Origin of the sequence: Nitratireductor aquibiodomus (assembly GCF_900105565.1) — a bacterium.
GTDB classification, from domain to species: Bacteria; Pseudomonadota; Alphaproteobacteria; order Rhizobiales; family Rhizobiaceae; genus Nitratireductor; species Nitratireductor aquibiodomus.
This window is the reverse complement of the sequence record NZ_FNSL01000001.1, coordinates 582,409-606,829: the sequence shown is the minus strand read 5'-3', so window position 1 is coordinate 606,829 and position 24,421 is coordinate 582,409. Positions and strand designations below refer to the sequence as shown.

At 60.5% G+C, this 24,421-nt stretch carries 24 protein-coding genes and 1 tRNA gene; 15 read left to right on the top strand and 10 right to left on the bottom strand.

From position 1 onward, the window contains the following. Positions 1–71 precede the first annotated feature (71 nt). The 3 genes from BLW55_RS02940 to BLW55_RS02930 all read right to left on the bottom strand — a co-directional run bounded on the left by BLW55_RS02940 (position 72) and on the right by BLW55_RS02930 (position 1,283). Positions 72–275 (bottom strand): hypothetical protein, encoded by a 204-nt coding sequence (locus tag BLW55_RS02940; protein WP_065815172.1) that lies wholly within the window; start codon positions 273–275, stop codon positions 72–74. A gap of 171 nt (positions 276–446) precedes the next feature. Further along, positions 447–521 (bottom strand) — tRNA-Val (locus BLW55_RS02935). A gap of 78 nt (positions 522–599) precedes the next feature. Next, a complete protein-coding gene (locus BLW55_RS02930; RefSeq protein WP_065815173.1) occupies positions 600–1,283 on the bottom strand; it encodes an HAD family hydrolase in 684 nt (227 codons plus the stop codon). Between the two features lie 129 nt (positions 1,284–1,412). On the opposite strand from BLW55_RS02930, the gene rpiA reads away from it, so the two are divergent. The 8 genes from rpiA to BLW55_RS02890 all read left to right on the top strand — a co-directional run bounded on the left by rpiA (position 1,413) and on the right by BLW55_RS02890 (position 9,252). Next, positions 1,413–2,129, top strand: a complete 717-nt coding sequence (rpiA, locus tag BLW55_RS02925) for a ribose-5-phosphate isomerase RpiA (protein WP_244439795.1) — start codon at positions 1,413–1,415, stop codon at positions 2,127–2,129. A gap of 22 nt (positions 2,130–2,151) precedes the next feature. After that, positions 2,152–2,694, top strand: coding sequence for a DUF2059 domain-containing protein (locus BLW55_RS02920; protein ID WP_007007106.1), 543 nt, complete (start codon positions 2,152–2,154; stop codon positions 2,692–2,694). 164 nt (positions 2,695–2,858) lie between these two features. Further along, positions 2,859–4,244 (top strand): glutathione-disulfide reductase, encoded by a 1,386-nt coding sequence (gor, locus tag BLW55_RS02915; protein ID WP_090326574.1) that lies wholly within the window; start codon positions 2,859–2,861, stop codon positions 4,242–4,244. 19 nt (positions 4,245–4,263) lie between these two features. After that, a complete protein-coding gene (locus BLW55_RS02910) occupies positions 4,264–4,848 on the top strand; it encodes a gamma-glutamylcyclotransferase family protein (RefSeq protein ID WP_244508968.1) in 585 nt (194 codons plus the stop codon). Between the two features lie 133 nt (positions 4,849–4,981). After that, positions 4,982–6,358: a class II 3-deoxy-7-phosphoheptulonate synthase gene (locus BLW55_RS02905; protein WP_007007109.1), complete on the top strand. Its 1,377-nt coding sequence runs from the start codon at positions 4,982–4,984 to the stop codon at positions 6,356–6,358. 100 nt (positions 6,359–6,458) lie between these two features. Beyond that, complete coding sequence (locus BLW55_RS02900) at positions 6,459–6,890, top strand: GFA family protein (RefSeq protein ID WP_007007110.1); 432 nt, start codon at positions 6,459–6,461, stop codon at positions 6,888–6,890. Beyond that, complete coding sequence (locus tag BLW55_RS02895; RefSeq protein ID WP_052017315.1) at positions 6,887–7,480, top strand: hemerythrin domain-containing protein; 594 nt, start codon at positions 6,887–6,889, stop codon at positions 7,478–7,480. The genes BLW55_RS02900 and BLW55_RS02895 overlap by 4 nt, the downstream gene beginning before the upstream one ends. Before the next feature lie 86 nt (positions 7,481–7,566). Continuing rightward, entirely contained in the window at positions 7,567–9,252 is a 1,686-nt protein-coding gene (locus tag BLW55_RS02890; protein ID WP_090326568.1) for an NAD+ synthase, read from the top strand. 21 nt (positions 9,253–9,273) lie between these two features. Here the strand turns inward: BLW55_RS02890 and BLW55_RS02885 are convergent, their stop codons facing one another. The 3 genes from BLW55_RS02885 to BLW55_RS02875 are packed head-to-tail and all read right to left on the bottom strand — an operon-like array spanning position 9,274 to position 10,616. Continuing rightward, positions 9,274–9,909, bottom strand: coding sequence for an ATP-dependent Clp protease proteolytic subunit (locus BLW55_RS02885; RefSeq protein WP_025030937.1), 636 nt, complete (start codon positions 9,907–9,909; stop codon positions 9,274–9,276). Positions 9,910–9,948: 39 nt separating this feature from the next. Beyond that, positions 9,949–10,305: an SRPBCC family protein gene (locus BLW55_RS02880; protein WP_007007114.1), complete on the bottom strand. Its 357-nt coding sequence runs from the start codon at positions 10,303–10,305 to the stop codon at positions 9,949–9,951. After that, positions 10,302–10,616 carry an ArsR/SmtB family transcription factor gene (locus BLW55_RS02875; RefSeq protein WP_007007115.1) on the bottom strand — a complete coding sequence of 105 codons (315 nt, stop codon included), beginning with the start codon at positions 10,614–10,616 and terminating at the stop codon, positions 10,302–10,304. The genes BLW55_RS02880 and BLW55_RS02875 overlap by 4 nt, the downstream gene beginning before the upstream one ends. Before the next feature lie 158 nt (positions 10,617–10,774). Here BLW55_RS02875 and BLW55_RS02870 point away from each other — a divergent pair, with 158 nt between their 5' ends. Both BLW55_RS02870 and gltX read left to right on the top strand, forming a co-directional pair. Beyond that, positions 10,775–11,992 carry an MFS transporter gene (locus tag BLW55_RS02870; RefSeq protein WP_090326565.1) on the top strand — a complete coding sequence of 406 codons (1,218 nt, stop codon included), beginning with the start codon at positions 10,775–10,777 and terminating at the stop codon, positions 11,990–11,992. Between the two features lie 50 nt (positions 11,993–12,042). Continuing rightward, positions 12,043–13,416, top strand: coding sequence for a glutamate--tRNA ligase (gene gltX, locus BLW55_RS02865; RefSeq protein ID WP_090326562.1), 1,374 nt, complete (start codon positions 12,043–12,045; stop codon positions 13,414–13,416). Here the strand turns inward: gltX and BLW55_RS02860 are convergent. Beyond that, positions 13,334–14,431 carry a DUF2865 domain-containing protein gene (locus tag BLW55_RS02860; RefSeq protein ID WP_090326560.1) on the bottom strand — a complete coding sequence of 366 codons (1,098 nt, stop codon included), beginning with the start codon at positions 14,429–14,431 and terminating at the stop codon, positions 13,334–13,336. The genes gltX and BLW55_RS02860 overlap by 83 nt on opposite strands. Positions 14,432–14,600: 169 nt before the next feature. After that, the gene (locus BLW55_RS02855) at positions 14,601–16,916 is read right to left on the bottom strand and encodes an NADP-dependent malic enzyme (RefSeq protein WP_090326557.1); all 2,316 of its coding nucleotides are present in this window, start codon (positions 16,914–16,916) and stop codon (positions 14,601–14,603) included. A 305-nt stretch (positions 16,917–17,221) separates the two neighbouring features. Between BLW55_RS02855 and BLW55_RS02850 the strand changes: the two genes are divergently transcribed. Then, the gene (locus BLW55_RS02850; RefSeq protein WP_090326556.1) at positions 17,222–18,046 is read left to right on the top strand and encodes a UDP-2,3-diacylglucosamine diphosphatase; all 825 of its coding nucleotides are present in this window, start codon (positions 17,222–17,224) and stop codon (positions 18,044–18,046) included. 24 nt (positions 18,047–18,070) lie between these two features. Here the strand turns inward: BLW55_RS02850 and dgcA are convergent, their stop codons facing one another. Beyond that, on the bottom strand, positions 18,071–19,054 hold the full coding sequence (gene dgcA, locus BLW55_RS02845) for an N-acetyl-D-Glu racemase DgcA (protein WP_025030932.1): 984 nt from the start codon (positions 19,052–19,054) through the stop codon (positions 18,071–18,073). Positions 19,055–19,168: 114 nt separating this feature from the next. Between dgcA and BLW55_RS02840 the strand changes: the two genes are divergently transcribed. From BLW55_RS02840 to BLW55_RS02825, 4 genes are all read left to right on the top strand, one after another. Then, positions 19,169–20,359, top strand: a complete 1,191-nt coding sequence (locus tag BLW55_RS02840) for an ABC transporter permease (protein WP_090329865.1) — start codon at positions 19,169–19,171, stop codon at positions 20,357–20,359. Between the two features lie 8 nt (positions 20,360–20,367). After that, entirely contained in the window at positions 20,368–21,180 is an 813-nt protein-coding gene (locus tag BLW55_RS02835; protein WP_007007122.1) for an ABC transporter ATP-binding protein, read from the top strand. A 9-nt stretch (positions 21,181–21,189) separates the two neighbouring features. Next, entirely contained in the window at positions 21,190–22,563 is a 1,374-nt protein-coding gene (locus tag BLW55_RS02830) for an MlaD family protein (protein WP_090326553.1), read from the top strand. Between the two features lie 111 nt (positions 22,564–22,674). Further along, positions 22,675–23,277, top strand: a complete 603-nt coding sequence (locus tag BLW55_RS02825; RefSeq protein WP_090326551.1) for an ABC-type transport auxiliary lipoprotein family protein — start codon at positions 22,675–22,677, stop codon at positions 23,275–23,277. Between the two features lie 20 nt (positions 23,278–23,297). On the opposite strand, the gene BLW55_RS02820 is transcribed toward BLW55_RS02825, so the two are convergent. Next, complete coding sequence (locus BLW55_RS02820; RefSeq protein WP_090326548.1) at positions 23,298–24,338, bottom strand: zinc-dependent alcohol dehydrogenase family protein; 1,041 nt, start codon at positions 24,336–24,338, stop codon at positions 23,298–23,300. Between the last annotated feature and the right edge of the window lie 83 nt (positions 24,339–24,421).

Here is a 24,421-nt window from a genome sequence, read left to right as displayed (position 1 = left end):
GCAGTCCGGGCAGGTATAATGGAGCCGCGCCAAAGGCGTGCCCAATGCGCGGCCTGATACGAGAGCTATGCTTACGAGTTGGCGACCTTCTTCCGTTCCTCCCGCGCAAGGCGCCGCTTCTCCACCTCGTTGAGCACATAGCAGGCGTCTTCCGCTTCAGATTTGCTGATGCCGGCCACGACTGTCATGCCGATCATTGCGGGTTCGTTCAGCAGATTATCCCAAACGGTCCAAAGTTCTGAAGGGTCAAGGATTATCTCGTAGCGGGGTTTCATCTCCCGTCTCCTTCATCAGATTGCTCTCCAGCATTTGCCTAACGAGAGATCAATGATTCTGATGAAAGAGAAGTAAGCGAAAACAATAGGATAAGAGTAAAATTTTAGCAGTTCAGGCCGGCACCCGCCGTTTCCAGCGTGCAGGGAAAACAGAAAAGAAGAGAAATATAATGGTGGGCGCGGCAGGGATTGAACCTGCGACCCCACCCGTGTGAAGGGTGTGCTCTCCCGCTGAGCTACGCGCCCGCTGACGAAGCATCGTCAAGCGAGCCGCGATATAAGGGGCGGGGCGGGTGAGTGTCAAGCGCGCTTTCGCGCCTGTGCTCAGGATGCTGTCGCGGCGATCAGGCCTTCCACCATCTCGACCGTCAATTCGTCGAAGCGCGAGATCACACGCGACGGCTCAAACGTGCTTACATGCTGGTCGGTATAGCCGAAATCGACCGCGATGACGGGGATGCCGGCAGCCTTGGCGGTGTCGATGTCCGTGCGCGAATCACCGACCATTACGGCCCGCTGCGGGTCCGCACCCGCCATGGCGATGGTGCGCAGGAGATGTCCCGGATCGGGTTTGCGCATCGGAAAGGTATCGCCGCCGCAGATCGCGCTGAAATGTCCGACGATGCCGAGCGCTTCGAGAAGGGAGAGCGACATGCCCTCAAGTTTGTTGGTGCAGACCGCTGCCGTGTAGCCGGCCGCGTGGAAGCGTTCGACCGTTTCGACGGCGCCGGGAAACGGCCTGGAGTGCCCGGGAACGTTCGCCGTGTAGTGATCGAGGAAGGCAGCCTGGAGCGCGTCGAGCTGGCCGCCGTCCAGATGCCGTTTGCGCAGCGCGAAGGCACGCTCGATCATCACACGGCTGCCGAAACCGACGATGCGGTTGACGTCCTCATGCTTCACCGGCTCCATATCGACGGTTTCAAGGCAGTGATTGAGGCTGTCGAGCAGGTCCGGTGCCGTGTCGACAAGCGTTCCGTCGAGATCGAAAACGATGATTGGCGCTGACATGTTGTCCCCTTGCTTGAATTTCACTGGGATACCGCGCAAGGCGGGGTGAAGCAAGTTGGGCACTGTCCCCGCGCACGCGCGCCGCCTGCATTGCGGGGAGAGGTAAAACGGGTTAGGAACCGCTGAGATATGACCGGGGGCGAGATGTCGGCGGATATGCGTGAATTGAAGATCGAGGCGGCTCGTGCTGCGCTTGATCAGGTGGAAGATGGAATGCGGCTCGGAATCGGTACGGGTTCGACCGCTGAAGAGTTCGTCCGCGTTCTGGCCGAGCGTGTTGCCGGCGGCCTGACCGTGATCGGTGTTCCCACCTCCGAGCGTACGGCTGCGCTGTGTCTGGAGCTCGGCGTTCCGCTCACCACGCTCGACGAAACCCCCGAACTCGACCTGACCATCGACGGTGCCGACGAAATCGGGCCGCAGCTTGGATTGATCAAGGGCGGTGGTGGCGCATTGCTGCGCGAAAAGATCGTTGCAGCCGCTTCACGGCGTATGATCGTGATTGCCGACAAGTCCAAGCTCGTCGAAACACTTGGCCGTTTTCCACTGCCGATCGAGGTCAACTCCTTTGGCCTCGGTGCGACCGTTCGGACGATTGAAAGAACAGCGCGCGCACTCGGACTGGAGGGTGCTCTGAAAGTGCGGGAGCGGGATGGAAGGCCTTTCGTTACCGATGGTGGACATCTCATCGTCGATGCATCTTTTGGCCGCATTCCCGATCCAAGAGCATTGGCGAATGCGTTAAACGCCATACCGGGTGTTGTAGAACACGGCCTGTTTCTCGACCTTGCCGACACCGCTTTCGTGGCCGGGGACGGCGAGGTGCGAACCTTCGGGGCCGCATAAACAAGAATGGAGTGAGAAACATATGAATCTGGCAACCCGCATCCGCCTTGTTGCAGCTTCTGCAGCCGTGGCGGTGACGTTCGCTTTCGCTCCTGCCGGCGCGCAGGAGATTTCCGCGTCCCATCTCGCCGCGGCGCGCTCCGCGATTGATGCGATCAACGCAACCGACGATTTTGATGGCGTGCTGCCACAGGCCGCTGCCGCGCTCAAGTCGGAACTGATCCGCAAGAACCCGGATATGGTGGCGCTGATCAATGCCACGGTGGACGAGAAGGCCATTGAGCTGGCAAGCCGCCGGGTCGACCTCGAACGGGAAGCCGCGCAGGCCTATGCTCGCGTCTTCTCCGAGCAGGAACTGACAGAGATCGCGCAGTTCTACACCTCCCCGACGGGCATGAAACTGATCGAGGACGGCCCCATTGTGACCCGCGAGGTCCTGAAGGCCGGAGAAATCTGGCGTCGCGGCATCGCGCGTGATCTCGCCCAGATGGTCGGGCAGCAGATCCAGGCCGCGACTGGCGCGACCGGCAGCGGAGAGGCTGCCGGCGAGGAAACCGCCCAGTAAGCTTTCGATCACGAAACAGTTAGAGCCCGGTCGTCGCACCGGGCTTTTATTCTTCTACGGGCGTTTCTAAGTGAGTGCGGCGGTGCAGCATTCCCGTTGCTGCAGAGTTTCAGAAGCGCTCGGGCGCGGCGGATTCACGGTATTCAAGGGGCGAGGATCAGAGAATGAGCGATTTCGACTACGATCTTTTTGTGATTGGCGGCGGTTCTGGTGGGGTGCGCGCTGCACGTCTTGCAGCAGGCCTTGGAAAACGCGTTGCCATTGCCGAAGAATACCGCTTTGGCGGCACCTGCGTCATTCGCGGCTGTGTGCCGAAGAAGCTCTATGTATACGCCTCGCAGTTTCCGGAGCATTTCGAGGATGCAGCCGGCTATGGCTGGACCGTGCCCAGGCCCACCTTCGACTGGAAAACTCTCGTCACGAACAAGGACCGTGAGATTGCCCGGCTCGAGGGCCTTTATCGCAAGGGGCTTGAGAATGCCGGCGCCGAGATCTTCGAGGCCCGTGCGACGCTGGTGGATCGCCACACGCTTGATGTTGGTGGAAAGTGCGTGACGGCCGAAAGAATCATCATCGCTGTCGGCGGACGCCCCAATCCGCACCTGGCGCTTCCTGGCCATGAGCATTGCATATTTTCCAACGAGGCCTTCGACCTGGAGGCGCTGCCCGGGTCTATCGTCATTGAGGGTGGTGGCTATATTGCCGTCGAGTTCGCCAATATCTTTCATGGCCTGGGGGTCGACACCACGCTGGTCTATCGCGGCAAGGAAATCCTGTCGCGTTTCGATCAGGATCTGCGCCGCGAGCTTCACGCGACGATGGAGGCCAAGGGTATCAGGATCCTGTGCCAGGACGTCCTGACGAAGGTGGAAAAGCGCGGGGAGGGTGATCTTCTCGTTCATCTCAAGTCCGGCGCCACCCTTGAGGCCGGTCAGGTCATGCTGGCCATTGGCCGCATTCCGAACACCGAAGGTCTCGGGCTCGAGGCTGCCGGTGTGGAGACCGGCAAGATTGGTGAAATCCCGGTCGACGGTTTCTCTCGCACGAATGTCGAAAACATCTGGGCGCTGGGGGATGTGACCAATCGCGTACAACTGACGCCGGTCGCAATCCACGAAGCGATGTGCTTTATCGAGACCGAGTATAAGGGCAATCCGACCGAAGTCGATCACGACACGATTGCCACGGCCGTGTTCTCACAGCCCGAAATCGGTACGGTGGGGCTCTCCGAGGACGAGGCGGCGCAGCGCTTCGATCGACTGGAAATCTATCGGGCGAGCTTCCGGCCCATGCGCCACACGCTGTCCGGGCGGCAGGAGAAGATGCTCATGAAGCTCGTTGTAGACAGCGAGACCCGGCGTGTGCTTGGCGCTCATGTCATGGGTCCGGATGCCGGCGAAATGGCTCAGGTTCTGGGCATCTCGCTCAAGGCGCGGCTGACCAAGGATGATTTCGATCGAACGATGGCGGTGCACCCGTCCGCGGCCGAAGAACTGGTCACGATGTATCAGCCGACATATCGCGTCGAGAAAGGCCAACGGGTCGAGTGAGATGGGAGAGGGCTGCGGCGTGAATGGTCTGGTCGCCTATTTTGGCTACGGGTCGCTCGTCAACCGCGATACGCACCGCACGGAGATTGTCGGAGCATACCCGGCGCGGCTTAAGGGCTGGCGCCGCCAGTGGGTGCGCCGCGATGGCGAAAGCAGCCGTGCGCTCCTGAGTGTGCGGCGCGACCCTGATTCCGTCATTGACGGTTTGCTCGTTGTCGATCGGGCCGAGAATCTCGCCGCCGTCGATCAGCGCGAAGAGCGCTACCGGCGTGTCTCGCTCACCCCGTCTGATCTGGAATTGTCTGCTGAGCTGCCTGCCGGCTGTTCGCTTTATGTCTATGAAGCATCAGCGGATCAGGCTTCCGTTCGTCTCGAAATCATCCAGTCTTATCTCGACGCGGTGCTGCAGGGGTTTCTGCGGGAGTATGGCCGTGCCGGCGTCGAACGTTTTGTTCGCGAGACCGAGGGTTTCGATGCTACGGTGATTGCTGATCGCAAGACGCCGGGCTATCCGCGCGCGGTGAGGCTTGAGGCCGATGAGGAGGCGTATTTCGACGCACTGATAATGCAAAAAATCTCTGATTTTGCACCTTTCGTGCGTTAGTGTTTCCCGAACGCCACAATTGCGGGCTAGTATCGGGCGCTTCCTTTGGTTAAGAAAGCGGCCTTCCAGTATCCGTCTTGGAGATTTCAGCGGATAGAGGACATGATCCTATAGCAACTGTCGAGTAAGCAAGATGACGAAGTGGTCGCCGAATTCGTGGAGAAACAAGCCAATCCTGCAGGTTCCGGCTTATCCGGACGCTGACGCCCTGGCCGAGGTCGAGGCGCGCATGGCCACGTATCCGCCGCTCGTTTTTGCAGGTGAGGCGCGTAAGCTGAAGAAGCAGCTCGCTGCCGTGGCCGAAGGCAACGGTTTTCTGCTTCAGGGCGGCGATTGCGCCGAGAGTTTTGCCGAGCACGGTGCCGACAATATCCGCGACTTCTTCCGCGCCTTCCTGCAGATGGCCGTTGTCTTGACCTATGCCGGTTCGCAGCCGGTGGTGAAGGTCGGGCGCATCGCAGGCCAGTTCGCAAAGCCGCGCTCCTCCGACAACGAGACCAAGGGTGATGTGGTGCTGCCGAGTTACCGCGGTGACATCATCAATGGCATTGAATTCGACGAAGCCTCGCGTATTCCCGATCCGGCACGTCAGGAAATGGTGTACCGCCAGTCGGCGGCAACGCTGAACCTTCTGCGCGCCTTTGCGCAGGGCGGTTTCGCCAATCTGGAAAACGTCCACAAGTGGATGCTGGGCTTCCTGTCCGACAGTCCGCAGGCCGAGCGCTATCAGGAGCTGGCCAACCGCATCTCCGAGACGGTCGATTTCATGCGCGCCATCGGCATCACCGGCGAAAGCACGCATGCGCTGCGCGAGACGGATTTCTACACGAGCCATGAGGGGCTGCTTCTTGGCTACGAGGAGGCGCTCACGCGCGTCGATTCCACATCCGGCGACTGGTATGCAACATCCGGTCATATGATCTGGATCGGCGATCGCACCCGCCAGCCCGATCATGCCCATGTGGAATACTGCCGCGGTATCAAGAACCCGCTCGGTCTTAAATGCGGTCCCTCGCTCTCGCCCGACGGTCTGATCGAGCTGATCGATATTCTGAACCCGGAAAACGAGCCCGGCCGCCTGACCCTGATTGCACGTTTCGGTGCGGACAAGGTGGGCGAATACCTGCCCAGGCTCATCCGCGCGGTGGAGAAAGAAGGGCGCAAGGTTGTCTGGTCGTGCGATCCGATGCACGGCAACACCGTCACTGCGGCCGGCTACAAAACGCGGCCCTTCGACCGCATCCTCAAGGAGGTTCAGACCTTCTTCGAGGTGCATCGCGCTGAAGGATCGCATCCGGGCGGCCTGCATGTAGAGATGACGGGCAAGAACGTTACCGAGTGCACGGGCGGCGCGCGCGCCATCCGCGACGAGGAGCTGCAGGATCGCTACCACACCCATTGTGACCCTCGTCTCAATGCCGATCAGGCGCTTGAGCTGTCTTTCCTGGTGGCCGAACTCCTGAAGAAAGACCGTGAGGCCCTGCCGGCAGGCAAGGTGGCCAACGGCTGAAACCGCCTGATGCTTAGCTTCAGGCATAGTTGATGTCGCCGGCGGCTTTGAGCTGATAAATATGGTTCCGGATACGACTGGATCGCGTTCGGAGGGAACCATGACGAAAGAAAGCAACGGATCGTGCCTGTGTGGTGCGGTCCGTTTTCGCACCAGGGGCGCGCTGCGCGGCGTTGTCTATTGTCACTGCTCGCAGTGCCGCAAGCAGACAGGGCTCTACTATGCCGCGACGGATGTCGATGTGTCGAACGTCGTCATTGAAGGCGAGGGGAACATTACCTGGTATGCGGCCTCCGATTTCGCCAAACGCGGTTTCTGCAGGACATGTGGCTCCGCCCTGTTCTGGAAGCGCAATGATGCGGACAAGATCTCGATTCTGGCCGGTGCCTTCGACCTGCCATCAGGCCTCACGGCCGAAAGCCACATTTTCGTGGCCGACAGGGGGGACTTCTATGCTATTGCGGATGAGCTGCCCCAACACGCGCTTGGCAGCCCGAGTGTTGTCGTCGCTCAAACCAGGCGCAACGAATGACGATCCTACCAGAAATGCCGAATCTTGAGACCCGGAACGGATTGCCTGCCGATCTGCGTTATCTCGTGGAGAAATACCCACGAGAGGTCTGGCCGTCGCATCCGAACCTTGGCGAGATGGCACGGTTCTGGCTGCAGCGCCACGACATGTTTCGTGAGCTTGGCGGCATGTTGAAGGCGGGCATGGGCGATTATCGGGAGCAGAAGCTCGCTCCGCGCGATTTCGCTGTCTGGTTCGCGCCTCGCCTGCGCTTCTTCCTGCAGCAGCTTCACGGACACCATCAAATCGAGGACATGCACTATTTCCCGGTTTTTGCAAAAGCGGAGCCGCGCATGAAGCACGGTTTTGATTTGCTCGACAGCGACCATCACGTCATCCATGACGCGCTTGAGCGCAATGCGGAGAGTGGCACGGCGTTTTTGCAGGCACTTCAGGCGGACGGCGATCAAGTGCGCTTTGCCGCTGATGCCTATGCGCGGGAAAACGAGGCTCTGCTCGCCATGCTGCTGCGTCATCTGGACGATGAGGAGGATCTTATCATTCCGCTCATTCTGGATAGAAGTGAAGAGGGGCTTGGCGTCGGCCTCTGATACACGCCGGAGTGTTGCAAGCATGGGGTGCAAAGGCTACACGCTTTAGACACTTCGCTGTCCTTGCCTCACCGAACAGGAACGTCATGCCTCCCAAGTCTGCCCCTTCTGACATTCTGCGTATTGCCACTGCACAGCTTAATCCAGTCGTTGGCGATGTTGCGGGAAATCTGGCGAAGGCGCGCGAGGCACGGGCGGACGCTGCGCGCCATGGGGCTGATCTCGTCCTGTTCACCGAGCTGTTCATTGCCGGGTATCCGCCGGAGGACCTCGTCCTCAAACCCGCGTTTGTCGAGGCCTGCGAGACGGCCGTCCAGGCACTTGCCGATGACACAAAGGATGGCGGTCCGGGCGTCATCATCGGTGTGCCGCTAAAGCGCAAGAGCGGTCTGCACAATGCGATCATGGTGCTTGATGGCGGCAAGGTGATCGCCGAGCGATACAAACTCGACCTGCCCAATTACGGGGAATTTGACGAGAAACGTGTCTTTCAGCCAGGCCCGGATATGCCGGGGCCCGTGAATTTCCGCGGCATCCGAATAGGTATCCCGATTTGCGAGGATATCTGGGGCGAACTCGATGTCTGCGAGACACTGGCCGAATCCGGCGCCGAGATTTTGCTGGTGCCGAACGGCTCCCCCTACTATCGCGGCAAGGTCGAGGTGCGCCATCAGGTCGTCATCCGTCAGGTCATCGAAAGCGGCTTGCCGATGCTTTACGCCAATCAGCTTGGCGGGCAGGACGAGCTTGTCTTCGATGGCGCGTCCTTTGCCATACAGGCCGACAAGTCGCTCGCATTCCAGATGAGCCAGTTCGAGGAGGCAGTCTCCGTCTCCGCCTGGAAGCGCGAGGGCGAGGGCTGGCGCTGCGATGACGGCCCCATGTCGAGGATTCCGGAGAAGGAAGAGGCCGATTATCGGGCCTGCATGCTGGGCCTGCGCGACTATGTGAACAAGAACGGCTTCAAGAATGTGGTTCTTGGTCTCTCGGGCGGCATCGACTCGGCGATTTGTGCTGCGCTCGCCGTCGATGCGCTGGGCGAGGAGCGGGTGCGCTGCATCATGATGCCCTACCGCTACACCTCGAAGGATTCATTGAAGGATGCCGAAGACTGCGCCCGTGCGCTCGGTTGCCGCTACGACATCGTGCCGATCTCGGAACCGGTCGAAGGATTTTCGAGCGCGCTTGGCCAGCTTTTTGAAGGCACCGCAGAGGGGGTGACGGAGGAGAACCTGCAAAGCCGTACCCGTGGCACGATCCTCATGGCCGTTTCCAACAAGTTCGGTTCCATGGTTGTCACCACCGGCAACAAGTCGGAAATGTCGGTCGGTTACGCCACGCTCTATGGCGACATGAATGGCGGGTTCAATCCGATCAAGGACGTCTACAAGATGCAGGTCTATGCCCTGTCGTCCTGGCGCAACACGATCGTGCCACCCGGTGCGCTCGGCCCCTCCGGCGAGGTTATTCCGCAAAACATCATCGACAAGGCGCCGTCGGCCGAGCTTCGTCCCGACCAGACGGATCAGGATTCACTGCCGCCCTATCCGGTGCTCGACGACATTCTGGAATGCCTGGTCGAAGGCGAGATGAGTGTCGACGCGATCGTTGCGCGGGGCCATGAGCGCGAGACGGTGCATCGCGTCGAGCACCTGCTCTATATTGCCGAATACAAGCGGCGGCAGGCCGCGCCCGGCGTGAAGATCACGAAGAAGAATTTCGGGCGAGACCGTCGTTATCCGATCACGAACAGATTCAGGGATCGCTCGTAACGAGCTGTTAGAGAACAGCTTTCAGGAGCTGGCAGGCTTTTGCGCTTTCTGGCGCTCCAGATCCGTCCTGGTTGAATAGACCCGGTCGACAAGGCCCCAGTCGCAGGCTTCCTGCGCAGTCATGAAGAAGTCGCGGTCGAGCGTGCGTTCCACTTCCTCTTCAGTGCGCCCGCAATGTTCCGCATAGAGCCGGATCATCCGGCGTTTCAGCTTCAATATGTCTTCCGCGTGGCGCTGCACATCGGATGCCTGACCACGAAAGCCGCCCGAAGGCTGATGCAGAACGACGCTGGCATTGGCAAGTGCCGCGCGCCGGCCGGGTTCCCCCGCCATCAGAAGGAACGATCCCATGGAACCGGCCGTACCCATGCAGACAGTCGCCACCGGGCTGTTGATGAAATTCATCGTGTCATAGATGGCAAAGCCGCTCGACACCACACCTCCCGGCGAGTTGATGTAGAAGGAAATCTCGCGCTCGGGATTTTCCGATTCCAGGAACAGAAGCTGTGCGCAGATGAGTGCGGCCGAGTCGTCATTCACCTCCCCATTCAGGAAGATGATCCGCTCTCGCAGAAGTCTCGAGTAGATGTCGAAGGAACGTTCGCCTCTCGGTGACTGCTCCACGACCATTGGGACGAGCGCCATCGTGTCGCGCATCGCGATCTCCTTTTTTGTCAATGTCGGTTCTGGTGGATGTCAGGCAGCGCGTGCCGTCGGCGCGCCGTTGCTGTTTGCAGCCAGGCGTGGCAGGGCGCAGTGGCTGTGGGTTAGACGAAACCACGTATTGCCGTCGGGTGCGGGGCTGATCTCGAAGGTCACCAGCGTGTCTGGCGCGTCGGTCTGCTCGTCACGCCAAGTATAGCGCACACGCGAACAGGGCTCTGTGTCGAGGATTTCATAGGCCGGTTCCCTGCCGCCGTCACCGGGCTCACCAAGCCAGCCTGCCGCAAGTTCGGGAACGGTAAGTGCGCGCCAGACCTTTTCGGGCGGAGATTCCAGAAGGCACTCCAGAACAATGTTTTCGTTCGTGTTTTCAGTGTCGGCGTCGCTCACTGGTCCATCTCCCTGAGCAGTGTTTTGAGCCTCTCGACCCGTTCGGGCCAGAAGCCGCGATAGCGTGTAAGCCAGTCGACCACCGGCGCCATTCCATCCGCCCTTATGCGGTAGCGCATCTGCCGTCCGGATTTTTCTTCCTCAATCAGGCCGGCGCCGCGCAGCACGGCGATATGCTGCGAGACCGCCGGCTGCGACATGGCGAGCCCCTCCCGCAGTTCGGTCGCATTGCGTTCGCCTCCGCTCAATCGTTCGAGCATCTGTCTGCGTGTCGGGTCGGCAAGGGCCTTGAAGATGTCTGCTTCGTTCATGTGAATAGATAAGTCGATTCTTATGTTTTTTGCAAGGGGCTGGCGCATCCAATCGGTGCAATGCGGCCATTGCGCTTTTTCCTCCTGCGTTTACGATGCCCGCAATTCGCTTTGCAGTGTTCCGACGCCGCATCCTGCCCGGCACTAGAGTTCCGCTCATGTCCTATCTGATCTTTCTTCGCGATAATGCGCGCTGGCTTGCGGGCGGGTTTCTTCTCACGCTGTTTTCATCCTTCGGCCAGACCTTCTTCATTTCGCTGTCGGCTGGCGATATCCGCGCCGAATACGGTCTGTCGCACGGTGCCTTCGGCACGCTCTACATGCTGGCGACGCTCGCCAGCGCGTTTACCCTGCCGCGGCTCGGCCAGATCGTCGATCGCTATTCGGCGCGCAGGGTCGCCTTCATCATCATTCCGCTTCTGGCGCTCGCCTGTGTGTCGATGGCGCTTTCGCATTCGCTCGTGGTGCTTGTGGTGACGATCTACATGCTGCGACTTTTCGGGCAGGGGATGATGACGCACAACTCGCTGACCGCCATGGGCCGATGGTTCTCCGCGCAGCGCGGTCGCGCTGTTTCCGTCGCAACGCTTGGTCACAATGTCGGCGAGGCGACCCTGCCGCTGGCCTTCGTCGCGATTGCCGCGGTAGTCGGCTGGCGCAATAGCTGGTTCATCGCCGCCGCACTTCTTCTCGTCTTTGCATTGCCGGTCATCTCCGGCCTGATTGCGGTGGAGCGTGCGCCGCGCGCCAGCGATCCGGCGGCGCGCAGAAGCACGGTGCGTGACTGGACGCGTGGTGAAGTGCTGCGCGATCCCGTCTTTTATCTTCTGCTTCTCGGCGTCATGGCGCCGGGCTTTATCGGCACCACGATTTTCTTTCATCAGATTTATCTGGTGGAACTGCGCGGCTGGTCTCTGGAGGTGTTCGCCTCCTCATTTACCTTCATGGCGTCCATGACGGTCGTCTTCGCGCTGATCTCGGGCCAGTTGATTGACCGTTTTTCAGCCGTCGCGCTTCTGCCGGGCTTCCTTGTTCCGCTGGGGGCGGCCTGTCTCATTCTCGCGGGTAGCGAAGCCCAGTGGAGCGCCTTTGCTTTTATGGGGCTTATGGGCGTTTCCTATGGCTTTTCCTCGACGCTTTTCGGCGCGCTCTGGCCGGAGGTTTACGGCATCAGACATTTGGGTTCCATTCGCGCACTGACCGTTGCAATCATGGTCTTTGCCACGGCCATGGGGCCGGGCGTTACAGGCTTCCTGATCGACCGCGGCGTTAACTATCCGCTGCAGATCGGGGTGATGGGCGTCTACTGCCTGGCGGCCTGCGTGATGCTCCTGTTTGCATCGCGCGGGCTGAATGCCCGTCTGGAACCTGCCTGAGGCCCGCGTTTTTCTTGCCAAGCGATGCGCTTTTGGATACCCCCGCACCCATGACAGTCACTGTTCGTTTCGCGCCGTCTCCGACCGGCCACATTCATATCGGCAACACGCGTACTGCGCTCTTCAACTGGCTTTATGCGAAGAAGCTGAATGGACGCTTCATCCTGCGCTTCGACGACACGGATGCAGAGCGCTCGCGTCAGGAATATGCCGATGGCATCGCCCGCGACCTGGCCTGGCTCGGCATCGAACCGGATCAGACGGTTGCCCAGTCGGGCCGGTTCGAGCACTATGATGCCGCCGCTGAAAAGCTGAAGGCGGCCGGGCTTCTCTATCCCAGCTACGAGACGCCGGAAGAGCTTGAACGCCGCCGCAAGATACGCCTGTCGCGCCGTCTGCCGCCCGTCTATGGCCGCGAGGCGCTAAAACTCACAGATGCGGAGAAGTCGGCGTTGGAAGCCGAGGGGCGCAGGCCGCACTGGCGCTTTCTTCTCCCGAATTTCGCCGACGATCCTTTCGTGACCAGTCGTACGGAGGTGCAATGGGACGATGTGGTGCGCGGACCTCAGACGGTCGACCTTGCCTCCATGTCGGACCCCGTTCTGATCCGTGCGGACGGCACGTATCTCTACACGCTGCCTTCCGTGGTTGACGATATCGACCTTGGCGTGACGCATGTCATCCGTGGTGACGATCACGTCACCAATACAGGCGCGCAGATCGCGCTCTTCAGAGCGCTTGGCGCCGAGCCGCCGGCCTTCGGCCATCACAACCTGCTGACAACCGTGTCAGGCGAGGGGCTTTCGAAGCGCACCGGCGCTCTCTCCGTTGCCAGCTTGCGTGATGCGGGCATCGAGCCGATGGCGGTTGCGTCGCTTGCGGTTCTCATCGGCACATCCGAAAACGTTGCTGCAGCCTCCTCGATGGAGGAACTGGCGGCGCTGTTCGATCCGACCTCCACGTCGAAATCGGCTGCCAAATTCGACCCTGCGGAGCTTTCTGGCCTCAGCCGGCATCTCATTCAGGTGATGACGTTTGACGATGTACAAGACCGGCTAGCCGTCCTTGGCATTGCCGGCGATGAAGCAGAGGCCTTCTGGCTTGCCGTGCGCGGCAATCTGGAGGCCGTCGCGGAAGCGGCAGACTGGTGGAGCATCGTTCGCGCGAAACCTGCTCAGGATGCTGTTCTTTCGGAGGAGGACCGCATCTTTGTTCGCGAGGCGGGGAAGCACCTGCCGCAGGAGCCATGGGATGCCGAAACCTGGCGCGTATGGACGGCGGCCGTCAAGGCCGGAACGGGGCGCAAGGGGCGAGGCCTTTTCATGCCGCTCCGCATCGCCCTTACGGGTCGGGAGCAGGGGCCGGAGCTCGCAGGTCTATTGCCTCTTCTGGGTCGGGAAGAAACGCTGGCCCGACTATCCTGACACGGCGCTGGGCGGCATCGTCTTCGAGCAGCGGGTTGACGGAAGCATTCTTTTCCATATGCGCTGCCGCAGCGTTGTCTGACATTGGCTCTTGCTGCGGCGGTGTTGCGATGTAGAAGCTCGCTGAAGTCTCACTGGACATCTCTTTCGCCATCAACCGGGTTTCGGGTGCGGGAGGCGGTCCGATGGGCGCTGGAGTGCGCGCGTCGACCGCCTTTCCCCCGGCGATGATTGTGAAGCGCTTGTCCTTACGGCAACTGCAGGCGGCGCGCGACACGCCGGTCTGGCGGTAGCTGAACGCTTTGGGTAATGCGCGATACGGGGTGCCGTCGGCAACGGAAATCATGTCTTCGGCTTCTTCGTTCAGAACGTCATGCGCGTAGAGCGCAACCTCAGCGCCGGGGCAGCGCGCCTCGCAGGTCTTCTGGTCTCTGGAAAATTTGTCCTTCGCAACCGAAAACGAGATTGGAAAATAATAACCGTCGCATGCGCGCACGCACATGGTCTGATAGACGGTTCCGGGGCGATTCGGCTTTTTGCTGCCGCCCGATGACGCTGCCTGTTTCTGTTTCTTTCTTTGCGCCTGCTGTGGACTTTTTTTTGCGTAACAATTGTTGTCTTTCAATGCGGAACGGAGGCGGGCGCGTTCTTTGCCTGAAGCGCCGCCTTTCCGCCCTCGCTCACTCTGCAGCTTGGCGAGATTTTTCGCCATGCGGGTTTCCGATTCTCTCAAGTCAGTGCATTGGCTGCTGCGGTTCTTGAAGATACCGACCCCGCACCGCGCCTGCCGCAGGCGTGAACGCACAATACCAAGCTGGTGCTGCTGCTTCGCTATAGCGCGGTCGTAACCCCTGGCCTTTGCCGAAGAGTTCGGCGAGGCGGCCGCAAGCTGCATTTCGAGATTTCTGCACGTTCGCGATTTCGCATTGGCGTCGGCGACTGTTGCCGCCGCGCCCAGCGCGGCAGTGACAAACACAAAAACAATACGCAATAAATACTTGCCACCCAGATGCATTCCGCGCCCCGTCTGCCCACACTGACTGACACGCGAACACGCCCGTTCCGGTTTCGCGGAAACCGTCAGCCAATTGGCGAAAGATAGGCCAATCAGGTTAAGTTACAGTTAGAAATGCAACCTTATCGCGTATTGATGAATTGGCAGCAACCAAATTTTGCAGGAAATTTCAGTTCGTCATCACGGCCTTGCTCTTCTGCAGGGCTTCGACGGCCGCAAGTGCGGTCATGTTCACGACGCCGCGCGAGGTGACGGAGGGGGTCAGAATGTGGGCGGGCATGGCCGTTCCGAGCAGGATCGGGCCGACATGCAGCGCATCGGTCATGATCTTCAATGTGGTCAGCGTTATGTTTGCTGCGTCCAGACTTGGGAACACGAGAAGATTGGCTTCGCCGGAGAGCGATGCCTGCGGATACACACGCTGACGTAGCACCTCCGAAAGTGCGGAATCGCCGTGCATCTCACCGTCGGACACGAGATCGGGGGCAACACGTTTCAACATCGATGCCGCCTCGCGCATCTTGATCGAGCTCTCGGAATCGCGTGAGCCGAAGTTGGAGTGCGAGAGAAGCGCTGCTTTGGGTTCTATGCCGAAACGACGGATCTCCTCCGCCGCAAGGATCGTCGTTTCGACGATTTCCGAGGCGGAGGGACAAAGGGTGACATAGGTGTCCGTAAAGAAGGTTACACCGAACTGAGAGATGAGCATGGAGAGGGTGGAAAGATCGCAGACGCCTTCGCGCTTGCCGATGATCATGTCCACGTAGCGCAGGTGCTTCTCAAAGCGGCCTTCAAGCCCGCAGATCATGGCGTCCGCCTCGTCGCGCATCATGGCGATGGCGGCAATTACCGTGGTGTTCGTGCGCACAAGAGTGCGCGCGGCTTCGGGCGTCACGCCGCGCCGGCCGGCCAGTTGCACCAGAAGATCAACATAGTCGCGATAGCGCGGGTCGTCTTCCGGGTTGATGATCGAAAAATCCTCGCCGGGACGAATACGCAGGCCATAGCGCTTGAGGCGCGTTTCCACCACGTGCGGACGGCCGATGATGATGGGTTCGGCTATGCCTTCCTCGATCACGACCTGGGCTGCGCGCAGCACCCGTTCGTCCTCGCCGTCTGCATAGATCACACGCTTGGTGCCTGCGCCTTTGGCTGCCGAGAAGACAGGTTTCATCACGAGGCCGGAGCGGAACACGAAGCGGTTTAGCCGGTCGAGATATTGGTCCATGTCCTCGATGGGGCGCGCCGCGACACCGCTCTTCATGGCCGCTTCGGCAACCGCCGGTGCGATGCGCAGGATGAGGCGTGGATCGAAGGGTGAAGGGATCAGAAAGTCCGGACCGAAGATCGGCGTCTCGCCGGAATAGGCGCGCGCTGCGACATCGGATGGCTCTTCGCGGGCAAGGCCTGCGATTGCCTTGACCGCAGCACGCTTCATCTCTTCGTTGATCGCGGTCGCACCCACGTCGAGCGCTCCGCGGAAGATGTAGGGGAAGCACAGAACGTTGTTCACCTGGTTCGGGAAGTCCGAGCGCCCGGTGCAGATCATGGCGTCAGGCCGCGCTTCGCGTGCCACGTCCGGCATGATCTCGGGCACAGGGTTGGCGAGCGCCAGGATCAGCGGTTTCTCGGCCATGTCCGCCAGCATTTCCGGCTTTAGCACACCAGCCGCCGAGAGCCCGAGAAACACATCCGCTCCGCCGATCACTTCAGCCAGCTTGCGGGCGTCCGTGTCTTTCACATACGGCGCTTTCCAGCGGTCCATCTCCTCCCTGCGGCCTTCATAGACGACGCCGTGCCGATCTGTAAGCCAGATGTTTTCGGTCTTCGCACCGAGCGAAACGAGCAGGTTGAGACAGGCAAGCGCGGCCGCTCCCGCGCCCGAAGAAACTATCTTTGCCGAGGCGATGTCCTTGCCGGCGAGTTCAAGACCGTTCAAAACCGCCGCGGCCACAATGATGGCTGTGCCGTGCTGATCGTCATGGAACACCGGAATGCCCATGCGGGCTTTCAACTGTTCCTCGACCTCGAAGCATTCGGGTGCCTTGATGTCCTCCAGATTGATGCCGCCGAAGGTCGGTTCGAGTGCCGCGACCGTCTCCACCATGCGGTCGATTTCCGGTGCGTCGATCTCGATGTCGAACACGTCGATGCCGGCAAACTTTTTGAATAGAACCGCCTTGCCCTCCATTACCGGCTTGGAAGCGAGCGGGCCGATATTGCCGAGCCCGAGCACGGCTGAACCATTTGAGACCACGGCGACGAGATTGGCCCGTGCCGTATAATCGGCCGCGGTTTTCGGATCATCATGGATGGCCATGCAGGGGGCGGCAACGCCGGGCGAATAGGCGAGCGCCAGGTCGCGCTGGTTGCCCAGCGGCTTGGTGGCCTGAATTTCCAGCTTTCCGGGAGTGGGGTGCCGGTGAAAGAAGAGCGCGGCTTCGTCGAATTCTGATCTCTGTGGTTTCTTGTTTTTGGATGACATCAGCGGCTCCACATCATGGCTCTGGCGGCGTGGCCGTTTGGCTTGCGGCACGGTGTTCAGGCGCTATTGACCCCTGATGGGCTGCAGCGCTCAAACGGTATGAATCGTCTCATGTGCTTAGGCGCTCGCCCGCGCTTTTTCCAGCGCTGAATGTCGAGAAGCAGTTTCATAAGCCGGAATCGTGCCCGGCGCGGCGTTTTGCCGTCCTGCACAGCCATTTTCCCGTATCGAAACGGTAATCGTCATATGTCTGTGACATGAATCGGGCCATAGAATGCGCGACTTAACAAGGCTCAGGCGGGACAATGACCGGCGCTGAACACCGCAGATTTCGCGCACTTTTCATCTCCGACATCCACCTCGGCTCGAAGCCGGCGAAGGCCGAGTTTCTGATCGATTTTCTGCGCTATCACGATGCCGACCAGATTTATCTGGTCGGAGACATTGTCGATGGCTGGCGTCTCAAGCGGTCATGGCACTGGCCGGCGGCGCACAACGATGTGGTGCAGAAGCTCCTGCGCAAGGCGCGCAAGGGATCCGAGATCACCTATATCGCGGGCAATCACGATGAGTTTCTTCGCTCGTTCCAGGGCGTCCATTTCGGCGGCATCGTCGTCGCCGACCGGGTAATCCACGAGGCCGCAGACGGGCGCAGATTTCTTGTCATCCACGGCGACCAGTTCGACCAGGTCGTGCACAATGTGCGCTGGCTTGCCTATCTGGGCGACAAGGCCTACGACCTCGCCATCGTCGTTAATCGCGTCATCGCGCGCGTGCGGCGGGTTTTGGGGCGTCCGTACTGGTCGTTTTCTTCCTGGGCAAAGATCAAGGTCAAGAAGGCGGTCAAGTTCATAAGCTCGTTCCAGGACGTGCTTGCCCAGGAAGCCCAGCGCTCCGAGGTTGACGGCGTTATCTGCGGACACATCCATCATGCCGCGATGGAAGACATTCGCGGCATAAGCTATATGAACACGGGCGACTGGGTGGAAAGCTGCACGGCGCTTGCCGAGAATTTCGACGGCAGCTTCGAGATCATCACGTGGGCGCAGATTCTCGAGGTAGAGCCTGCGGCTTCGCAGGAGCGCGCCGTCGTTGCTGCATTTCAGGGGGACCGGATCAAGGCCGCCTGAGCGGCCCTGATCGTCCAGCCCCCGTCAACCCCAGAGCTGTGGCGAGGGGGGCGAGACCAGTGAGCCGGAATAGCTCAGTCCGTGCGGACGGTCTTTCGCCAGAAGCAGCGGGCCGTCCAGATCCACAAAGTCGGCACCCTGGGCGAGCAGCACCGCCGGCGCCATGGCGAGCGACGTGCCCACCATGCATCCCACCATCACGCCAAAGCCCATTTCACGGGCGCGGTCGCGCAGTTCCAGCGCCGCTGTTAGACCGCCGGTCTTGTCGAGCTTGATGTTGACGAAATCGTAGAGCCCGGCAAGTTCGGGTAGGCTGTCGGCTGTGTGCACGCTCTCATCCGCGCATACTGGCACAGGGTGTGGGATGTCGCGCAGAATTCCGTCCTTTCCGGCGGGCAGGGGCTGTTCGATCAGGGCAACGTGGAATTCTGCTGCCGCCAGCATGTTTTCGCGGATGTTTTCTTCGGTCCAGCCTTCATTGGCATCGACGATCAGGCGGCTGTCGGGGGCCGCACCCGCCACGGCATGAATGCGTGCCGCATCGTTTTCACCGCCGAGCTTCACCTTCAGGAGAGGGCGCGTTGCATGCGCGCGCGCCTGTGCTGCCATTTCCTCAGGTGCGGCGAGCGAAATCGTATACGCCGTCTGCAACGGGCGTGGCGGGATGGTGCAGGCCGTCGCGGAAGCGCGCCTGCCCGAAAGCTTCGCTTCGAGATCCCAGAGAGCGCAGTCGACAGCGTTGCGGGCGGCGCCGGCTGGCATCGAGGAGACGAGGTCGGCGCGGCTGATGCCGTTGGCAATATCCTCACGCGCCGCCTCAATCTGAGCGACTACGCTGTCCTCCGATTCGCCGTAGCGCGGGTAAGGCACGCATTCCCCCTGGCCGCGAACGCCGTTTTCGCTCACCGTGCAGGTGACGACTCGCGCCTCTGTGCGTGAGCCTCTGGAGATTGTGAAGACACCTGCAATGGGAAAACCTTCGGTGTTTGTGGCCAGTTCGCGTGTCATTTCCACCCTTCTTCTCGCAAAAATCACAATTATCGGAGGAACATGCCTTATATGGCGCTTCTGGGGACCGGCAACCGGTTCCCTTTGGACCTGCTCCACACTAATGATGGTGCCATGTTGACCAATTCCGTTGACGACGCAAGCGACGCAGGGCGTCCAGCCGGCCAGAATGGCGAGCCCCGTCTGGAGACGGACGTGCAGGGCGGCGTGCTCTCCTGCCGCCTTTCGGGTGCCTGGAACACGCGAACTGTCGCCAGGGTCGATGCCCGTATGCGCAAGCTGGAGGCCCAGGACGGTCTGCAGCGCGTTTCTGTGGACCTGTCCGGCATCGCCAGCCTCGATACGGCTGGCGCCTGGATCATCGAGCGCCTCGTCCATGCGCATCAGACACGTGGTGCTGATGTCACGGTCACCGGCGAGAGCGAAGCCGCCAAGATACTCCTGCCTGCGGTTCGCGATGCGGTCGAGCAGGACGGCGAGAGCAGGCCGCGCCAAAAGGGTTCGCTGCTTGTCAGCCTCCTGGAGCGGATCGGCGTTGCCATGTATGAGGCGCGGGACGATATCGTCTATGGTGCGCATATTCTTGGCGCCACCATTGGCGGCGCCCAGATGAAGCTTGGCCGCGCGCACGCGATCAATCCTGCCGCCATTATCAACCAGATCGACCGGATGGGCGTGGGCGCAGTGCCGATCATCGTTCTGATGTCTGCGATCGTCGGCGCCATCATTGCCCAGCAGGGTGCTTTTCAGCTGCGCTATTTCGGTGCCGAGATCTTTGTTGTCGATCTTGTCGGGATCCTGATCCTGCGCGAGCTTGGCGTGTTGATGACGGCGATCATGATTGCCGGTCGCTCCGGCAGCGCCATCACCGCCGAAATCGGCTCCATGAAGATGCGCGAGGAAGTGGATGCGCTGACGGTGATTGGCCTCAACCCGGTCGGGGTTCTGGTGTTTCCGCGTCTCGTCGCCTTGATGGTCGCGGTTCCGTGTCTCACCATCGTTGCAAATTTCGCCGCCCTCGGCGGTGCCATGCTCATTGCCTGGCTTTACTCAGGCATCCCGCCCGAGGCGTTCATTGATCGCCTCAGGGATTCGATCGATCTTTCAACAATCTTCGCCGGTTTGATCAAGGCGCCCTTCATGGCGCTGATCGTCGGTATTATCGCTTCTATCGAGGGGATGAAGGTGGGAGGCAGTGCCGAGTCCCTCGGAGGTCACGTCACTGCGTCCGTGGTCAAGGCGATTTTCGTCGTGATCGTCGTTGATGGGATGTTCGCCATTTTCTACGCAGCAATCGATTTCTAGGTGGCGGCATGGTGTTGATCGAGGAGCGGCAGGAAGGGCAGGTGGCGCAGTCGCGCGATGTGGTTCTTTCCGTGCGCGACGTCACGGTCGGTTTCGGTGATACGCTGGTGCTCGACGGTCTTTCGCTTGACGTCTATCGCGGCGAAATTCTTGGCTTTGTCGGCGCGTCGGGAGCTGGCAAATCGGTGCTTTTGCGCACGATCCTTGGTCTCGTGCGAAAACGCTCGGGCACGATCCACCTGCTTGGACAGGACCTTGACGCTGCGACGGATGAGGAACGCCTGAGGGTCGATATGCATCAGGGGGTTCTCTTTCAGCACGGCGCGCTGTTTTCAGCGCTGACAGTGCTCGAGAACATCCAGGTGCCGATGCGTGAATATCTCGACCTGCCGCGCGCGCTGATGGATGAGCTGGCTTATCTGAAGCTTGAACTTGTCGGTCTGCCACGCAATGCTGCAACGAAATACCCATCCGAACTGTCGGGTGGCATGATCAAGCGGGCCGCCCTTGCGCGCGCCCTTGCACTTGATCCGGATATCGTTTTTCTGGACGAGCCGACATCCGGCCTTGACCCGATCGGTGCGGCTGAATTCGATGAGCTGGTTGGGAAACTGCGCGACACGATGGGGCTGACGGTCTATATGGTCACCCACGATCTCGACAGTCTCTTGACGGCATGCGACCGCATCGCCGTTCTCGGTGGCAAACGTGTTCTCGTTGAAGGCACGGTCGAGGACATGCTCGCATGCGACGATCCTTGGGTGAAAGCCTATTTCAGGGGAAAGCGGGCCCGGCAGATCGACCGTTCCGCGAGAGGTTAGCAGGTTATCATGGAAACCAGAGCCAACTACGTTCTTGTCGGCTTCTTCACCGTTCTGGTCATCCTGGCCGCGTTCGGTTTCGTTTACTGGACCGCCAATATCGGCGACCGTGGCGAGACTGCGGTTCTGCGGTTTCGCATTCCCGGTTCCGCATCCGGCCTCTCGCGTGGCAGCGCAGTGCTCTTCAACGGCGTGAAGGTGGGGGATGTGCGCCGCGTCTATCTGGACCTTTCGAACCCGAGTGTCGCAATCGCCGACGCGGAAGTGGACCGCCTGACCCCGATCACGCAATCCACAAAGGCGGATGTCGGGCTTGCGGGCCTTACCGGAACGGCAAACATCGAGCTGACGGGCGGTGACCTCAACGAGCCCAATCTGTTCGACCTGGCCGAGGAGCGCGATACGGTCGCGGAAATACAGGCAAGCCCTTCGGCGGTGACCAATCTTCTGCAGACCGCCCAAAGCCTTCTCACGCGTGCTGATTCTGTTGTGTCCCAGCTTGAAGGGTTCACGAAGGACGCCCGGCAGCCGCTTACCGATACGGTCAAGAACGTCCAGCGCTTTTCCGAGGCACTGGAGCGGAACGCGTCCGGCATCGATACATTCCTCGCCAATGTTAGCTCGCTCTCGGAGACGATCTCAAAAGTGTCCGGGCAGCTCGACAGCACGCTAAAGGCGGCCGAGGAGCTGATTACGTCGGTCGATCGTGACAAGATTGCATCGATGGTTGGCAATTTCGATGAGTTTTCGGGGCGCCTGGAGAAAGCGAGCCGCAACATCGACACTGTCATGACCAGTGTTGACGAGACCGTGCGTTCGATCGGCACTTTCTCGACCAATGCCAACCAGACACTCGCCAAACTCGATGGCGTTCTCGATAGCGTCGATCCCGCTACGGTCAAATCCGCCGTCGGTAATTTCGAGCAGGCAAGCGCGACCGTGAACCGCGCTGCAAAAAGCATCGCCGATGTCAGCGAAACGGTGGATAAGCGCAAGGACGACATCGACCAGTTCATTACCAATGCCAGCGAACTGGCGAGCCAGTTGAACAAATCGTCGGTGCGGCTCGATTCCGTGCTTGCCAAGCTCGACGGCATGCTCGAATCCGGCGACGGCGACGGTCTGATGGCCGATGCACGCGAAACGCTCAGGTCTTTCCGCAAGATGGCCGAAACGCTGACTGTCCGCGTTGATGCGATTTCGGGCAATCTGGAGCGCTTTTCGGGCGGTGGACTGCGTGAGGTCGAGTCTCTCGTGCGCGACGCCCGCCGTGCGATCAACCGGATTGAGAGCGCGGTGACGGACTTCGAACAGAATCCGCAACGCATCATCACCGGTGGTGATGGGACGATTCGCCGTTATGACGGGCGGGTCCGACGTTGACATTCGTGCCGCATCATCCCAAACAATTCGGGACAGGTCTTTTTTGCTTTTTGGGCAGTGTCAGGGGCGAATCCCGCCGGATTCACCGGCGTTCGGATTGAGGAGCGGTTTTTGAGGACGAGGGCGAGGATTTTCGCGCTGCTGGCGTTGGGGGGCGTTCTGGCCGGCTGTGCTGCCTTGCCGGGCGGCGGACCTGCACCTGTAGTTGCTTTCGATCTCACCACGCCCACCGTCTCGCAGGACGGACGCCGCGTCAGCCGGAAACAGATCCTTGTCACAGAGCCCACGGCCATCAAGATGCTCGACGGGCAGGACATTGTGGTCAAGACGTCGAGTGGCGCCATTCAGTATCTGGGTGGTGTCCGATGGGCCGACCGGCTGCCGAGGATCGTTCAGACACGCATGGCCGATCTCTACCAGCGTTCGGGCCGCTTCGGCGGCGTCGGCATGCCGGGCGAGGGACTGGCGATCGACTACCAGGTTCTGGCAGACCTGCGTGCTTTCAATGTGCGTGTCGACGGACAGGATCGCGCCGAGGTCGAGATCTTCGTTCGCATACTGAACGACCGAAATGGGGTCGTGCGGGCTTCGCGCGTCTTCACCGCATCGACACCCGTGAACGGCAGCGGGGGGCAGGCGTTCGCCACGGCCCTTGATCGAGCCTTCGGCACGGCCATGGCGGATCTCGTCGACTGGACTGTCTCCAACACCTGAAGCCTTGCAAGCGCTGCTCTTCAGAAGCGGTTGATCACCGTTGTGCCGATAGACTGGAACCGGTCCATCGCCATCAGTGCTTCAATCGATTCTTCAAGGCTGATCTGTTGTCCCACCAGCCGCTCAGGGGCGAGTTTGCCTGCCTGGATCATGGCCAGCATTGCGTCATAGCGATGCGCCTGCATGCCGTGGCTCCCCAGAACCTCGAGTTCGTGGGCGATGACACGCGCCATGGGAATCTGTGGCGTGCTGTGCTCAGCCAGCATCAGACCGATCTGCACATGTCTGCCACGCCGGCGCAGGTTCTGGATCGAGTTGAAGCAGGTTTGGGGATGGCCCAGCGCGTCGAGGGAGAGATGGGCACCGCCATTCGTGATGTCGAAGACCGCTTCGGCGACGTTGTCCACTGCTGCCGCGTTGACAGTTGCGGTTGCGCCGAGCTCGCGGGCGAGGGCCAGCTTGTCTTCGGAAATGTCCACGGCCACGACATTTGCACCGAGGGCGCTGGCTATCATGATGGCGGAAAGCCCGATGCCGCCGCAGCCGTGTACGCAGACCCATTGACCGGCAGAAACCCGGCCCTGATCCACAACCGCGCGAAACGATGTGGCGAAGCGGCAGCCGAGGCTGGCCGCGGTGACGAAATCCATGGTTTCAGGCAGTGCGACGAGATTGAGATCGGCCTGGTGGATTGCAACGAATTCGGCGAAGGAACCCCAGTGCGTGAAGCCCGGCTGAAACTGGTTGTGGCAAACCTGCTGCTGCCCGGCATGGCATTCGGGACATGAACCGCAGCCTCCGACAAAGGGAACGGTAACGCGGTCGCCGACCTTCCACCGCTGAACGTCTTTGCCGACCGCCTCCACCGCACCGGCGAGTTCGTGGCCGGGAACATGTGGCAGTTCGATATCAGGGTCGTGCCCCATCCAGCCATGCCAGTCGCTTCGGCAAACGCCCGTGGCCTCAACCTTGATGACGACGCCGTGCGCAGCCGGCAAGGGATCGGGCAGCGTGGCGATCTGCGGCGCTTGTGCGAAGCGTTCAAAGAGCACGGCCTTCATTGACATCTCCGAGCCTGAAACGTGAGCGTGACATCCTATCGGAGTCCCGGTGCGTTTCGTTGTCAAAGGCTTTTTGCTGTTCC

Bases quoted from the DNA above. Each gene is read 5' to 3' on its own strand.
- BLW55_RS02905 (WP_007007109.1), top strand. From the start codon at position 4,982: ATGACGAAGTGGTCGCCGAATTCGTGGAGAAACAAGCCAATCCTGCAG.
- BLW55_RS02820 (WP_090326548.1), bottom strand. From the start codon at position 24,338: ATGAAGGCCGTGCTCTTTGAACGCTTCGCACAAGCGCCGCAGATCGCC.
- rpiA (WP_244439795.1), top strand. From the start codon at position 1,413: ATGACCGGGGGCGAGATGTCGGCGGATATGCGTGAATTGAAGATCGAG.
- BLW55_RS02920 (WP_007007106.1), top strand. From the start codon at position 2,152: ATGAATCTGGCAACCCGCATCCGCCTTGTTGCAGCTTCTGCAGCCGTG.
- dgcA (WP_025030932.1), bottom strand. From the start codon at position 19,054: ATGACACGCGAACTGGCCACAAACACCGAAGGTTTTCCCATTGCAGGT.
- BLW55_RS02885 (WP_025030937.1), bottom strand. From the start codon at position 9,909: ATGCGCGACACGATGGCGCTCGTCCCAATGGTCGTGGAGCAGTCACCG.
- BLW55_RS02875 (WP_007007115.1), bottom strand. From the start codon at position 10,616: ATGAACGAAGCAGACATCTTCAAGGCCCTTGCCGACCCGACACGCAGA.
- BLW55_RS02850 (WP_090326556.1), top strand. From the start codon at position 17,222: ATGACCGGCGCTGAACACCGCAGATTTCGCGCACTTTTCATCTCCGAC.
- BLW55_RS02840 (WP_090329865.1), top strand. From the start codon at position 19,169: ATGTTGACCAATTCCGTTGACGACGCAAGCGACGCAGGGCGTCCAGCC.
- BLW55_RS02830 (WP_090326553.1), top strand. From the start codon at position 21,190: ATGGAAACCAGAGCCAACTACGTTCTTGTCGGCTTCTTCACCGTTCTG.
- BLW55_RS02900 (WP_007007110.1), top strand. From the start codon at position 6,459: ATGACGAAAGAAAGCAACGGATCGTGCCTGTGTGGTGCGGTCCGTTTT.
- BLW55_RS02890 (WP_090326568.1), top strand. From the start codon at position 7,567: ATGCCTCCCAAGTCTGCCCCTTCTGACATTCTGCGTATTGCCACTGCA.
- BLW55_RS02930 (WP_065815173.1), bottom strand. From the start codon at position 1,283: ATGTCAGCGCCAATCATCGTTTTCGATCTCGACGGAACGCTTGTCGAC.
- BLW55_RS02870 (WP_090326565.1), top strand. From the start codon at position 10,775: ATGTCCTATCTGATCTTTCTTCGCGATAATGCGCGCTGGCTTGCGGGC.
- BLW55_RS02835 (WP_007007122.1), top strand. From the start codon at position 20,368: ATGGTGTTGATCGAGGAGCGGCAGGAAGGGCAGGTGGCGCAGTCGCGC.
- BLW55_RS02895 (WP_052017315.1), top strand. From the start codon at position 6,887: ATGACGATCCTACCAGAAATGCCGAATCTTGAGACCCGGAACGGATTG.
- BLW55_RS02860 (WP_090326560.1), bottom strand. From the start codon at position 14,431: ATGCATCTGGGTGGCAAGTATTTATTGCGTATTGTTTTTGTGTTTGTC.
- gltX (WP_090326562.1), top strand. From the start codon at position 12,043: ATGACAGTCACTGTTCGTTTCGCGCCGTCTCCGACCGGCCACATTCAT.
- gor (WP_090326574.1), top strand. From the start codon at position 2,859: ATGAGCGATTTCGACTACGATCTTTTTGTGATTGGCGGCGGTTCTGGT.
- BLW55_RS02855 (WP_090326557.1), bottom strand. From the start codon at position 16,916: ATGTCATCCAAAAACAAGAAACCACAGAGATCAGAATTCGACGAAGCC.
- BLW55_RS02940 (WP_065815172.1), bottom strand. From the start codon at position 275: ATGAAACCCCGCTACGAGATAATCCTTGACCCTTCAGAACTTTGGACC.